Origin of the sequence: Rhodopila globiformis (genome assembly GCF_002937115.1) — a bacterium.
In the GTDB taxonomy this organism is placed as follows: Bacteria; Pseudomonadota; Alphaproteobacteria; order Acetobacterales; family Acetobacteraceae; genus Rhodopila; species Rhodopila globiformis.
This window is the reverse complement of sequence record NZ_NHRY01000083.1, coordinates 1-13,550: the sequence shown is the minus strand read 5'-3', so window position 1 is coordinate 13,550 and position 13,550 is coordinate 1. Positions and strand designations below refer to the sequence as shown.

The following is a 13,550-nucleotide window of genomic DNA, read 5'->3' as shown; positions in this document are numbered from 1 at the left end:
CCTGATCCCCAACATGCCGGAAAGCCGTCTGCGCCCGTTGATGGAAACCTTCACCGCCATGCTCGATGCTCAGCCGCTGTTCTCGAAAGTATTTGGGGCGATCTGAAATATGAGGGGAGTCCTGAGGGTCCTGGGGCATCGCGCAGGGCAGCGCCTCATCGACGGCAGTCCCGGCCTGAACCCGGGCGGGCATGCCCAGGGCCAGGGCCAGCAGAAGGATGGATACCGGGAGCCATGTCATAACCTATCCGGTATCAGCCCGTACATTCAGCGGCAAGAGCGCGGTTGCGGTCGCCGATGTCGTTGATGAGGCCGTTGGCGCGCCACGCGTTAGTTTGCGGTCCTTGGTGCGGTACCAGGCCGCCAGCGCGCCCAGGCCGATCATGCCGAAGGCGCCGGACAGGTTGATGGCGACCTGCATCGGCAGGTGGTCGTCGTACTCCAGGGCGATACGGGCGACGAAGCCCAGCACGATGCCGCCGCAGAACACCGACAGCGAGTTCTGCCCAAGCAGCACCAGAGGCGCCGCCCAGCGCGAGCGCAGCCAGGATGCATCGAACCGGATGAAGCGCACGCACAGCCAGGTCAGCGCCAGGATCGAGGTCAGGCGGAACGGATACAGCCCGGTCTTGTCCTCGGTCACCAGTAACCGCAGCGGCGAGGAAGAGAACCACTCCAGCAGATGCGGCTGCGGCAGGATGACCGTCATCACCACCGCGCCGATGAGCAGCATCACGACGGCGGCGACGTCGAGCGGCCTGGGATAGCGCGGCATGCGCATCGGCGCGCAGGCCAGCAGGACGCCGATGACGAACAGGAACTGCCAGGCGAACGGATCGAAGAACCAGCCTTCGTCGCCCCAGGCGCCCAGGTTCAGGCTGGTGAACCGCACCACCAGGTACAGGGCGAACGATACGCCGAACAGGACCCGCGGCCAGCGCAGCAGCCAGATGGTCAGCGCGAAGAACACCATCAGCGCCACGTACAGCGGCAGGATGTTCAGCAGGCTCGGCTGGAAGCGCAGCAGCACCGCCTCCAGGATGCTGCGGTAGGGATCGTCGCCCAGCACGTCCAGCCGCGATTCCTCCAGGTAGTTGATGCGGTTCAGCAGGGTGGCCGAGTAGGTCACCTGCGCCGAGAACAGCACGAACAGAAAGATGTGCGCGACATACAGCGTCCAGGCGCGGCGCAGCACGTCGGCGGCGGTGGAGACGTAGCCGTGGGCGCGCAGCCGCATGCCATAGGACAGCCCGGCGCCGTAGCCGGCGAGCAGGACGAACACCTCGGTCGCGTCGCACAGGGCGAAGTTGCGCAGGCTGATCTGCGCCAGGACGTTGCCCGGGATGTGGTCGGTGTAGATCCACCACAGGGCGAGCCCGCGGAAGAAGTCCACGCGCAGGTCGCGCGAGGCCGAGTGGCGGATGAGTTGCATGCCCGGGCTCCTTTTCCACGCCTATGTGGGAAAGGGAAGGTCTATCGAGATCACGGCGTTACGATCCGACACATCACACATATGCGTCCCGTCATCACGGAAGCGACGGAAATGTTTCGCACAAGTGGTGAGATTCGCCAAGCCGGCGTCTCAGGCGGCGGTCACGTCGAGCCAAGTGCTCTGGTACGTCGCCCCGGCGCCGAGGTCCGTGTAGCTGTCGGCGCACAGCATGTTCGCCGTCCGGGCGTCGCCGGCCTCGTCCGGACGCTGGCCGGGGACCAGGACCATGCCGGGCTGCACCTCGTCCAGCACCCGCAGGCGGAGCGCGACCGTGCCGCGGTCGTTGGCCAGGCGGACCATCTGCCCGTCGCGCAGGCCGCGCGCGGCCGCGTCATGCGGATGCAGCACTGCGCAGGGCGGACCTTCCCGCCCGCGCAGCCAGGCGACGCCGGAGAACGCGGTGTGCGCCTGGAAGTAGCCCGGCGCGGTCAGCAGCCGCAGCGCGCCTCTGGCCTGCGGCTCGGGCTGCCAGTCCGGCAGGGCGGGCAGCCCCTGGTCGGCCAGGGTCTGGGACCAGAACTCCAGCTTCCCCGACGGCGTCAGGAAGCGCTGGCCGGCGTGGGTGGCGATCGACACCGGCGTGCCGTCCAGCAGGCGGGCCGGATCGACCGCGGCGGCCGCGCCCGAGGCACCACGGAACAGCGCCGCCAGGATCTCCGGCGGGCTCATGCGGAACACCGGATCGGCCAGGCCCATCCGCGCCGCCAGTTCCTGGGTCAGGCGCAGGTTCGACCAGGCGTCGGCCTGCGGCTCCACCGCGCGGCGGCCGTACTGCATGTAGTAGGTGCCGTAGCTGCGGTAGAAATCGTCGGTCTCCAGGTAGGTCGCCGCCGGCAGGACGATGTCGGCATAGCGGGCGGTGGCGCTCAGGAACGGGTCGTGCACCACGGTGAACAGGTCCTCTCGCGCCAGGCCGGCGCGGGTCTTCGCCGTATCGGGGTTGGTCACCGCCGGATTGTTGGCGGCGATGAAAAGCGCGCGCAGCGGCGGATCGGCCAGCGTCAGCAGCGCTTCGCCCAGCTTCAGGTGGTTCACCGTGCGGGTGGCCTCGGGGCCGGAGGGCTTGCGCACCGCGTTGTAGTCCAGTTCGAACGACGCCGCGGTGGCCAGCAGGGCGCCGCCGCCGTAGCGGCCATAGGCGCCTGTGACGCCCGGCAGCAGCGCCACGGTGCGCAGGTTGACGCCGCCATGGGCAAAGCGGCTCAGGCCGAAGCCGATGCGGATGAACGGCGTCCGGGCGGCGCCATAGAGCGCGGCCAGGCGCTCGACGTCCGCCTCGGTCAGGCCGGTGATGCTGGCGACGCGGGCGGGCGGGAAGCGCGGCAGGACGTCCTGTTCGACGCGGTCGAAGCCGACTGCGTGTTCAGCCAGCCAGGCGCGGTCGGCCAGGCCGTCGCGCACCAGGATGTGCATCACGCCCAGCGCCAGGGCGGAATCGGTGCCGATGCGCACCGGCAGGTGCCAGTCCGCCGCCGCGGCGGCGCGGGTGCGGCGGGGGTCGATGACAATCAGCTTGACCCCGTGCCGGCGGGCCTGCTCGATCTTCGTCCACAGGTGCACGTTGGTGGCGTGCAGGTCCGAGCCCCAGGCGATGATCAGGTCCGACTCCGTCACCGACTCCGGATCGGCGCCGCCGATGGGGCCGAGGGTGGCGTCCCAGGCGGCCTCGGCGCAGGAGTCGCACACCGTGCCGGCGAGCAGCCGCGTGGTGCCCAGGGCGTGGAACAGCCCGTTGGTCAGGCCGCGATTCATCAGTCCCTGGTGCGCGCTGTAGGCATAGCCCAGGATCGCCAGCGGCCCGTCGGCGGCGATGATGGCTTTCCAGCGGGCGGTGATCTCGTCCAGCGCCGTGTCCCAGTCCATCGGCCGGAACTGCCCGCTGCCCTTCGGCCCGGTACGGCGCAGCGGCGTGGCCAGACGCTCGGGCGAATACAGCAGGTCCGTGTCGCGGTTGACCTTGCCGCAGGCGAAGCCGGCGGTGAACGGCTGGTCCGGATCGCCCTGGATGCGCGTCAGCCGCCCGTCCTCGACATGCGCCAGCAGCGAGCACATGTCGGGGCAGTCATGGGCGCAGACGGTGCGGATGGTCGGCATGGCGATCGCTCCTGCGGCTGGGACGGAATCAATTCTTGCTTGACAGGCGGGCGGAAAGAAGGACCGCTTGATATGTCACACAACGGACCGTTTCATTCCGTGAGGTGGCGTTCCTATATTTGCCAGCTTACAGCAGTGAACGGTGGCACGGTGTCCCTCGATGAACTCGCCAATTTCCTGAACTCCTCCAGCGCGCCGTCGGGCTGCATGGACCTGTCGGAGCTGGATGGCTTCCTGGCCGGGCTGGTGGCGGGGCCCGAAGTCGTGCCCCGCGAGGAATGGCTGCCCGAGATCTGGGACAACGAGGAACCGGAGTACGCCGATGCCGCGGAGCAGGCGGCGGTCGAGAGCGCCATCTTCGACCGCTACGCCGCGATCGAGGCCGGGCTGGACGCGACCCAGCTTCAGTACAGCGTGATCCTGTGGCAGGACGAGGGCGGCACCACGGTGGCCGAGGACTGGGCTGCGGGTTTCATGCAGGCCGTCAGCCTGCGCTCGGCGGCGTGGCAGCCGGCGCTGGCAGACGAGGACGCCTCGACGCTGCTGATCCCGATCGCCAGCCTGGCCGGCATGACGCTGTCCGAGGACGAGCGCGGGGATGAGGCTCTGTCCGACGATGCGCTGGAGGCACTGGTGCAGGATGCCGCCCAGGTGCTGCCGGTCTGCGTGCTGGGGCTGCGCCGGTTCTGGCGGCAGAACCTGCCGGGTGGCGGGATGGTCCGGCATTAGCGGCTTCATCCTGGCTGTTGTCCGGACAGCCGCCGGTTTGGCTCATCGACCGGTTCATGTCTGCCGCCGCTTCCAGCGCGAACCGGGGTTTGCCGAGACAGCCGTCGCCTTCGATGTTAAGGACCGGCGACGTTAAGGACCGGCTGTCACTCTGAGCAGCCCCGCGATGACGAAGAACCGCCAAGGCAACCGGCCCGACCGCAGGATACTTCCGGTCGGCACGCTGTCCGTCGAAGCGTTGCGGCACATGGCCGAAACCGCCCGCTATGGCGGCCCGCATACCACAAGCTGCGTCCGGGCGATTACGGGTTCGATCCACCCGTCAGCCCACGCCCCTCGAAGGCGGTCTGTGACGACAAACGCATCGTCCTCAGGGATGAGGCGGAGACATTGCTGCGACAGGGCATCCGGAAGGGCATGATCAGCCGCCCCGCGCCCGGCCAGCTTCCCAAGTATGTCTGGACGGTTGACGGAAATGCTGACGTATACGAAGCCAGGACCAAGCCTGGGCAGGAAACCGTTTACCATGGATATCGACTGAGCGACGATGACCGGCACATGCGCGCCGAAGTACTGAGCGAGTGGAACAAGCGATGAATCAAGCGCTGGAAATCAGCCTCGCGCCCGAGAGACTGGACGAAGGCGAGCCCGAGGAACGGGCGGCATTCGGCCAGTTCACCATTCGTAGCGGCCCCATGTTGCTCACGGAAGGCTCCGATACCTTTGCCAATGCCTTGCGGCCGGGACCGTTGGTGTCCGGTTATCATGCGGCCGAGTGGTTCGCCTGGAACTGGTGGCGGATCGTCTGCGAGCCTTACTCGCCCCGCTCGCCCGACTGGTGCCGTGCCCACACCATGACCGCCGTTGGCGAAGGCTATCTCCGGCCGGATATCACCTTTCGCACCGACGGTGTCCGCGCGGCCGTCATTGCCCGGCCGTCAAGCCGTCCGGACGCCAGGCCGTTCCGCTTCATCAGCTCCAACATCTGGTTCGGCTCCACCGAGCAGATGAAGGAGGCGATCCGCACCTACTTCATCCACATCGTGGACCGTTTGGTCGAGTACGGGATCGAAGGCAGCAACCTGCAACGCATCGTCGCCGACATCGTCCATGAAAGGCTTGATCCCGAGCTGGCGGAACGCCGCCGGCTGGAGGCACTGCTCGGTCGTGATCCGGATGAAGCGAATGACGACGCCATAGCGTCACTGGTCGCGGATGCCAGGGAACTCGGCGTTGCGGGCGTGGACGAACTGGCCGCCGACGCGGCGGGGGGCATTCCGGTGCGCGCCTCGACCCTGCGCACCATTGCCGAGGCTGAAGGCATCAAGGGTCGGCGAAGCGACGCGGCACGGCTGTCCGCCGCGGACCTGACGGCAGCAAGGCAGCACGAAGTCGCGTGGCGCCAGGGCCGCCACCTGGCTCAGTCGCTGCGCCGCAAGGAAGGGTTGGGCGCGGCGCCGATCGGCACGGTCCGGCTGGCGGCAATGCTGGGAACGTCCACGCCAGATCGTGATAAATCCTGCGGCACGGCGCCGCTGTCGTTCGTCATGAACGAACAGGAGGGGACCACGCAGCTGGTGCTGCGGTCGAAATGGGATACCGGCCGGCGTTTTGAACTCGCGCGGCTGCTGGCCGATCAGTTGCTGTTCGGCGCCGACGCCCCGATTTTGCCGGCGACCCGCGCCTACACCTTCCGCCAGAAGGTCCAGCGCGCTTTCGCGGCTGAATTCCTCAGTCCGTTCGAGGCGGTGGAGGGCATGCTGGACGGCGATTTTTCGTCCGAAGCGATCGAGGAAGTGGCCGATCATTTCAGTGTGTCGCCGGTTGCGGTGGAGACGCTGCTGCGCAATCACGGCTTGATCGAACGAGATCCATTGGCCGACGCCGCCTGATCGCGACGTGCCGCTGGCAGCCTGCCGGATGTGGCTGATAAGACCAGCAGCCTGGTCCAATGACCGGTTACGGCTGATAAGTCCCTACTCATGGATCGCGCTGTGGGCACCCTCCGCAATCGATACCTTGTTCCGGCGGAGCCGGCCGGTGGCACGTGGACTGTGTTCGCACGGCCATCATCTGTGTTCATCCGTGTTCATCTGTGTTTCCAGAATCCGGCACTCTCAGCGCGGCACAAACTGGCCGCCGGCGCTCCGGCCAGGATGCAGCGGGGCGGTTCATTATACGGAACAAGGGGAAACATAGATGCACACAGATATTCTGGACTGCCCCCCATGGGTGAGACACGAAATTAGACACACATGGTTGCCCAGTCTCCCTCGACGATCCCGGCCGCCGCATGCGGCGGCCGGGATCGTTGCGCCAACTCAAGCACCTCCGGCGCCAGATAGTCCAGCGCCGAATGCCGCCGTTGCCGATTATACCCCGTCTCGATGAACTGGCCGATCAGGGCCTTGGCATCCGCCAGATCACGATACTCCCGGCCATCCACCTCCTCGCGCTTCAGCGTCGCCGTGAAGCTCTCCGCCATGGCGTTGTCCCACGGACAGCCGGCCCGGCTCATGCTTGGCTGGATCCGCCTCGCCGTCAGCCGCTTGACGTAAGCCCCGCACGCATACTGAATGCCGAGGTCGGAATGATGGATCAGCCCGCCAGGGATAGCGTCTCGTTCCCGTAACGACATGTCCAGCGCCGCCAGGGCCAGTTCGGCACGCAGATGATCCGCCAGTGCCCAGCCCACCACACGCCGGCTGAAGGCATCCAGCACCACCGCCAGATAGACAAAATGTTCGGACAGGAGAACATAAGTGATGTCCGCCACCCACAGCTGGTTCGTTGCCGTCGGAACCAACTTGGCGGCCAGGTTCGGGTAGATCAGGTAGCCATGCTCGCTGTCCGTCGTCGCCGGCCGAAACGCCCGCTTGCGCAGGCACAACAGGTTGTCGCTGCGGCGGATGCGCTCCACCCGCTGGTGGTTCACCACCTAGACTTCGCGCTTCAACAGCACCGTGATCGGCCGGTAGCCAAGCTTGCGATCGGCCAAAGACAGAAGCTGGATCGCATCGCGCAGCGCCGTCTCCTCCTGGCGCGGCGCGCTCGCCGCCCAGTGCCGGTAGTAGCCCGAGCGCGCCAGCCCGGCCAGCGCGCACAACGGCTCGATCCCAACAACGCCTTGCTGCTGTATCGACGCCTGGATCATGGCGTAGACACCATCTCGCCAGGCACGCTGGTCTGCCGCCGACGCGCCTTGACATGCCGCAAGGCTGCGCGAAAAAAATCCAGCGCCACTTGCTGTTCGCCGATCTTCCGCTCCAACGCTTCGATCCGCCGCTGCGCCGCGCGTCCGGCTGCGCCAGGGGCTCGGCCGCCAGCGATACAGCAGCGTCCGCTCGATCCCCAACTCCGCCGCCAAGCCCCGCACGCTGTCGGTTTCCGCCATCCGCTTCAGCGCAGACAGCTTGAAATCACGCGTGAAACTGCGTGGTCGCCCGTTCGACACATCCGTTCTCCTTCTCGAACAGTGTGTCTATTTTCCGTGTCCCAATCCAGGGAGCACTCCCATTGGCGTTAAAATAGCGCGGCGGCGGCACGATGCTTGCCATTCCGTCATGGCCCGGCTTGTCCGGGCCACCCGTTCCAGCACTGTGCCGCGACAGTTGGCCCGGACAAACCCTACGGGATGCACACATCTCGGAAACGGTCCGCCGTGGCGTTTCCCTTTCGTCATGGCCCGGCTCGTCCGGGCCACCTATTCCAGCACGTGTGCCGCGACAGGTGGCCCGGACAAGCCGGGCCATGACGATGGGGAACGCTCTTGGCGCCCAGGCAAGCACTTGATTTTACGGTCATTTCCCACTCGTTTCCAGGATGTGTGCATTGCGTAGGGACAGGCCGGACCATGACGAGGAGGCAACAGCCAGCCCTATTTTAACGCCAATGGGGGGCACTCCACGGTCTCCGTGGTCCTTCGTAGTCCTTCGTCTTCCTCCGTGTTGAGAATTGCGGAAGGATGAACAAGCACGAACGGTTCCGGATAGCCCCGGCACCATCCGCCGCGGCTCGGCCCCCCAGTCGCTGCGGAGCGTCGCCAAGGCAACCGGCGACAGACCGTCCGAGACGTCCAACAGGGTCGGTTGTTCCGGCGAGCAGTACCCGCCGCACCGTCAACAGCTCCGGACAGGCGCTCCACCCGCGGCGCAGGCCGCCCGCAGACGGGGATACCGCCGCTGTCGTCCGGCAAGCCGTGGCCCAGCCGTCCTGCGGCAGGCTGTCACAGGACCGGGTTCATGCCTCCACGGCAACCCGGTGGCGCCCCCAGCACCGGCGATCAGCCGCAGGCGCGCAGCGGTCAGCGCCGTATGTCACAACCGCGTCGCGCTGCAACACGAACCGCCATGACGGTCACACAGCACGCAAGAAAGACGGCTCTCGCCCGCGCCAGCCCGGCGGGATGGCCAGGCCGCCCGCGGCTGCCGGGACCCGAAGCGGGACGCTACCGCCGGCCGAACAGCGCCTCGATGTCCGCCTTCGCCAGCTTCAGCACCGTCGGCCGGCCGTGGCTGCACGTCGCGGCGCGCGGCGTCGCCTCCATCTGCCGCAGCAGCGCGGCCATCTCCGCCGAGCCCAGCCGCCGCCCGGCGCGGATGCTGCCGTGGCAGGCCAGCCGGGCGAGGATCGCGTCCAGCCGCGCCGACAGCACCGTCTGCTCGCCCATCTCGGCCAGCTCGTCGGCCAGGTCGCGCAGCAGCGGCGCCGGCTCCGGCGCGCCGAGCGCCGCCGGGATGGCGCGCACCAGGATGGCGCCGGGGCCGAACGCCTCCAGCTCCAGCCCGAGCCGCGCCAGGTCGTCCGCCCGCGCCACCAGGCGGGCGGCGTCGGCGGCGGGCAGGTCGACCACCGCCGGTAGCAGCAGCGGCTGGCTGCGCACGCCACCGTCCAGCATCTGCGCCCGCAGCGCCTCGTGCGTCAGGCGCTCATGCGCGGCGTGCTGGTCGACCAGCACCAGCGACCCGTCGGCGGCGACGGCAATGATATAAGTGTCCAGCACCTGCGCGACCGGCGCGCCGAGCGGATGGTCGGGCGACGGCACCGCCGGATCGATGAGCCGCGCCGCCGGCGCCGCGTCGAACGGCAGTTGCGCCTCGGCCATCTGGCGGTGTGGCGCGGGGTTGGGCGTCAGGCGCAGCGGCGGCCGGGGCCAGGACGGCCGCGTCGGATGCGTCCAGGCCGGGCCGGGCCGCGGCGGTGCAGGTGGCAAGGCGTTGGGCGGCGGCGGAAAACCCGTTCCGCCGGCGTCGCCCGCCGCGGGATCGCCCGCTGCTGTGCCGTTGGGCCGATCAGGAGCGGCCAGCGCCGGCATCGCCAGCAGGGTGCCGCCGCCGAGCGCCCGCCGCACCGCGCCGATGACCAGCCCGCGCACGGAAGCCGGGTCGCGGAAGCGCAGCTCGGCCTTGGTCGGGTGCACGTTGACGTCGAGCTCGTCCGGCGGCACCGCCAGGAACAGCGCCACCACCGGGTTGCGCCCGGCGGCGATGACGTCGCGGTAGGCCACCCGCACCGCGGTGCGCAGCACCGGATCGGCCACCGGCCGGTTGTTCACCACCAGGAACTGCGCCGCCGCCGTCGCCCGCGTCACCGAGGGCGCGCAGGCATACCCGCCCAGCGCCAGACCGGCGCGTTCCTCGGCCAGCGGCAGCAGCACCGCGGCGGCCTCGGGCCCCAGCAGCGCCGCCACCCGCTGCGCCTGGGTCTGCGCCGGCGCCTCGAACACCACCCGGCCGTCGCATTCCAGCCGGAACGCCGCGTGCGGCGCCGCCATCGCCAGGCGGCGCACCGCGATTTCCACCTGCTCGGCCTCGCTGCGCGGCGACTTGAGGAACTTGCGCCGCGCCGGGGTGGCGTAGAACAGGTCGCGCACCACCACCCGCGTGCCCGGCGCGCCGGCGCCCGGCGCCACGGCGGAGACGGCGCCGCCTTCCACGGTGATGACCGAGGCATCCCCGTCGCGCGGGCGGGCGGTGATCGACAGCCGCGCCGCGGCGCCGATGGAGGGCAGCGCCTCGCCGCGGAAGCCCAGCGTGGTGATCCGCACCAGGGTCTCGTCGGTCAGCTTGGAGGTGGCGTGGCGCAGCACCGCGAGGCCGAGTTCCTCGGCGGTCATGCCAAGGCCGTTGTCGGTGACCTCCAGCCGGTCGATGCCGCCGCCGTCGAGGCAGACGCTGATGCGGGTGGCGCCGGCGTCGAGCGCGTTCTCCACCAGCTCCTTGGCTGCCGCCGCCGGCCGCTCGATCACCTCGCCGGCGGCGATGCGGTTGACGGTGGTTTCCGGCAGCAGGCGGATGCGGCAGGTCAGGTTTCGCCTCGCAGGCTGAGGAAGCGGTCGATCAGGGCGGTGGTGGAGGAGTCGTGCTCGCGCCGCGGCCCGGCGCTCAGGCCTTGCCGCTCCGCGGCAGGCGTGAGTTCCGGCAGGATGCCGCCGGCGAGCTGCTTGCCGAGTTCGACGCCCCACTGGTCGAAGCTGTCGATGCCCCACAGGCAGCCCTGCACCGCCACCTTGTGCTCATACAGCGCGATCAGCCGGCCGAGGCTGAACGGGTCGAGGGCGCGGAACAGGATGGTGGTGGAGGGCCGTTCGCCGGCGGCGACGCGGTGCGGCGCGATGGCGTCGATGTCCGCCAGGGACGCGCCCCTGGCCGCCATCTCGGCGCGGATTTCGGCCTCCGGGCGGCCGCGCATCAGCGCCTCGGCCTGGGCGAAGGCGTTGGCGGCCAGTGCCCGGTGCGCCTCGGGCCGGTGGGCCTCCGGCCGGTCGGGGCCGGGATCGGCGGCGAGGATGAAATCGACCGGCACCACCCGGCTGCCCTGGTGCACCAGTTGCATGAAGCTGTGCTGGGCGTTGGTGCCGGGCTCGCCGAACAGCGCCGGGCAGGTGTCCCAGCCGACCGGCTCGCCGGACAGCATCACGTGCTTGCCGTTCGACTCCATCTCCACCTGCTGCAGGTGGGCCGGCAGGCGGCGCAGGCGTTCGTCGTAGGCCAGGATGCAGTGCGACGCGCAGCCCAGCGCGTTGGTGTGCCAGATGCCGGCAAGGCCGAGCAGCACCGGCAGGTTCTGCCGCAGCGGCGCGTCGCGGAAGTGGCAGTCCATCGCCCAGGCGCCGTCCAGCATCGACTGGAACTTCTTCCAACCTACCGCCAGCGGGATCACCAGGCCGACCGGCGACCACAGCGAGTAGCGGCCGCCGACCCAGTCCTGGAAGGCGAACACGCGGCTGGGCTCGATGCCGAAGGCGGCGACGGCCGTGCGGTTGGTGGAGGCCGCGGCGAAATGCGCCGCCACCGCTGTCTCGCCCAGGGCGGTGACGATCCAGGCGCGCGCCGCGGCGGCGTTCATCGACGTTTCCTGGGTGGTGAAGGTCTTCGACGCCACCACCACCAGGGTGCGCGCCGGGTCGAGGCCGCGGGTGGCTTCCAGGAAGGCGTTGCCATCCACGTTGGAGAGGAAATGGGCGTTCAGTGTCTGGTCGCGGCGGCCGATGGTCAGCGCCTCGGTGGCGACGCGCGGGCCGAGGTCGGAGCCGCCGATGCCGATGGCCAGCACGTCGGTGAAGCGCTGTCCGGTGGCGCCCCGGGCGTCGCCGGCGTGCACCGAGTCCACGAGGCGGCGCATCCTGTCGCGTTCGGCCGCGGCGAAGGCGGCGGCGTCCTCCGCGCCGTGCGCCGTCATCGCCCGCAGCCCGGCGTCGGCCGGCGCGCGCAGCGCCATGTGCATCACCGCGCGGCGCTCGGTCTGGTTGATCGCGTCTCCGGCGAACAGGCGCCGGCGGAACCCGTCGAGGTCCGCCGCCTCGGCCAGGGCGAACAGCGCGTCGAGGGCGGCCTCGTCGATCGCCGTCTTGGAGAGGTCCAGCGACAGGTCGTCGAGCTGTGCGGTGAATCGCGCGGCCCGGCCGGGATCGGCGGCGAACAGCGGCGTGATCCGCCGCCCGTCCGGCCGATCGGCCAGGGCTTTCAGGCGGGCGAAGGCGGCGTGGCGAGCGGTGGGGGGCGGCTGAGTCATGGCGGGAGTATAGGCCGGTGGGTGCAAGGGATGAAGGGCCGGGGCTGCGTCAGCGGATCATGTTACCGCATCGGACCGACGGCGGCCAGTATCCCGCGCCGGACCCCGGCCGGTGCCACCCCGTCATGGCCGGGCGTGTCCCCTACGCAATGCACGCATCCTGGAAACGAGTCGGAAATGATCGTAAAATCAAGTGCTTGCCTGGGCGCCAAGAGCGTTCCTCCATCGTCATGGCCCGGACAAGCCGGGCCATGACGAAAGGGAAACGCCGCGGCGGACCGTTTCCGAGATCTGTGCATCCCGTAGGGCATGTCCCGGCCATCTGCGCACGAACGGCGGGGGGCGGATGGCCGGGACACGCCCGGCCATGACGGTGAGAGAACGGCCGCGGCGGAGTCCGGATCGCCGACCGATTTTCAACACGGAGGACGACGGAGGACCACCAAGGGCCACGAAGGGTGTGAACGAGTCAGATAATGCAACCACGCAAGCCCCCCTTCGGGCACGCGGCATGGACACATCCGCGCAGCCCCGGGCTGATCGATGCGCTGCACCGCCATCACCAGCCCAATGACGCCTGGCCAAGTCCCGACAGGCCGGCAAGGTCCGGTCTCCGTGGCCCTTCGTGGTCCTTCGCTCTTCCTCCGTGGTGAGAATCGCGGACGGACGAGCCAGCACGGGCGGTTCCGAACACCCCTGGTCAGTACCACCTGCCGCGGATTGAGCCCCCGGCTGCTACCAACCACGGTCAGGGCAACCGCCGGGATACACCATTCTCAGTGGCATAGTGTCTTTGTGTTAAAGCCAACGGTTGTAGCGGCACGGACGATGACCGTGGCCCGCGGACAGGGCCGTGCAGTTTCTTCTGCTGCTTCAACACAAAGACACGAAGCCACGAAGAATGGGATGACCGCCAGGCTGACGGGCGTTCTCCCCGTTCGCACAAGATAGCGCTGGCATGCAGGACCCGCCGAGGTGGATCGGCTATTCAGGCTCGGGCCCCTATGGCGCTTCGCGCGAAGCGCCTGGTCGCCGCACCGTTGGGCCAGCCGGCATCGGACGTTGCCGCCTCGCCGGACGGGCTCATCCGCCGGAGACGGCGGCACCATCCGCACCGGGCCGCGCAATGTCCCCCGGATCCCCTGTGGCCCTCTGCCACCCTCCCTTTTCTCTGGGCGAACAGAAATACCCCATCAACCACGCCGCCCCCGCCAGGGACGCA

8 protein-coding genes are annotated in these 13,550 nt (G+C 69.0%); 2 read left to right on the top strand and 6 right to left on the bottom strand.

The window, feature by feature from the left end; translation table 11 throughout:
• Positions 1 to 244 precede the first annotated feature (244 nt).
• Positions 245 to 1,432, bottom strand: coding sequence for an OpgC family protein (locus CCS01_RS09415; protein WP_104518572.1), 1,188 nt, complete (start codon positions 1,430 to 1,432; stop codon positions 245 to 247).
• A gap of 150 nt (positions 1,433 to 1,582) precedes the next feature.
• Complete coding sequence (locus CCS01_RS09410) at positions 1,583 to 3,586, bottom strand: molybdopterin-containing oxidoreductase family protein (RefSeq protein WP_104518571.1); 2,004 nt, start codon at positions 3,584 to 3,586, stop codon at positions 1,583 to 1,585.
• A 150-nt stretch (positions 3,587 to 3,736) separates the two neighbouring features.
• Here CCS01_RS09410 and CCS01_RS09405 point away from each other — a divergent pair, with 150 nt between their 5' ends.
• Both CCS01_RS09405 and CCS01_RS09400 read left to right on the top strand, forming a co-directional pair.
• Entirely contained in the window at positions 3,737 to 4,315 is a 579-nt protein-coding gene (locus tag CCS01_RS09405; RefSeq protein WP_158258312.1) for a UPF0149 family protein, read from the top strand.
• Positions 4,316 to 4,908: 593 nt separating this feature from the next.
• Complete coding sequence (locus CCS01_RS09400) at positions 4,909 to 6,207, top strand: ImmA/IrrE family metallo-endopeptidase (RefSeq protein WP_104518570.1); 1,299 nt, start codon at positions 4,909 to 4,911, stop codon at positions 6,205 to 6,207.
• A 353-nt stretch (positions 6,208 to 6,560) separates the two neighbouring features.
• Here the strand turns inward: CCS01_RS09400 and CCS01_RS09395 are convergent, their stop codons facing one another.
• The 4 genes from CCS01_RS09395 to pgi form a co-directional block, all read right to left on the bottom strand.
• The gene (locus CCS01_RS09395; protein WP_104518569.1) at positions 6,561 to 7,253 is read right to left on the bottom strand and encodes an IS3 family transposase; all 693 of its coding nucleotides are present in this window, start codon (positions 7,251 to 7,253) and stop codon (positions 6,561 to 6,563) included.
• Positions 7,254 to 7,769 carry a transposase gene (locus CCS01_RS34575; RefSeq protein ID WP_204848198.1) on the bottom strand — a complete coding sequence of 172 codons (516 nt, stop codon included), beginning with the start codon at positions 7,767 to 7,769 and terminating at the stop codon, positions 7,254 to 7,256.
• A 993-nt stretch (positions 7,770 to 8,762) separates the two neighbouring features.
• Positions 8,763 to 10,622 (bottom strand): DNA mismatch repair endonuclease MutL, encoded by a 1,860-nt coding sequence (mutL, locus tag CCS01_RS09380; protein ID WP_104518573.1) that lies wholly within the window; start codon positions 10,620 to 10,622, stop codon positions 8,763 to 8,765.
• Complete coding sequence (gene pgi / locus CCS01_RS09375) at positions 10,619 to 12,328, bottom strand: glucose-6-phosphate isomerase (RefSeq protein ID WP_204848197.1); 1,710 nt, start codon at positions 12,326 to 12,328, stop codon at positions 10,619 to 10,621. Before pgi ends, mutL begins: the two co-directional genes overlap by 4 nt.
• Positions 12,329 to 13,550: the final 1,222 nt, after the last annotated feature.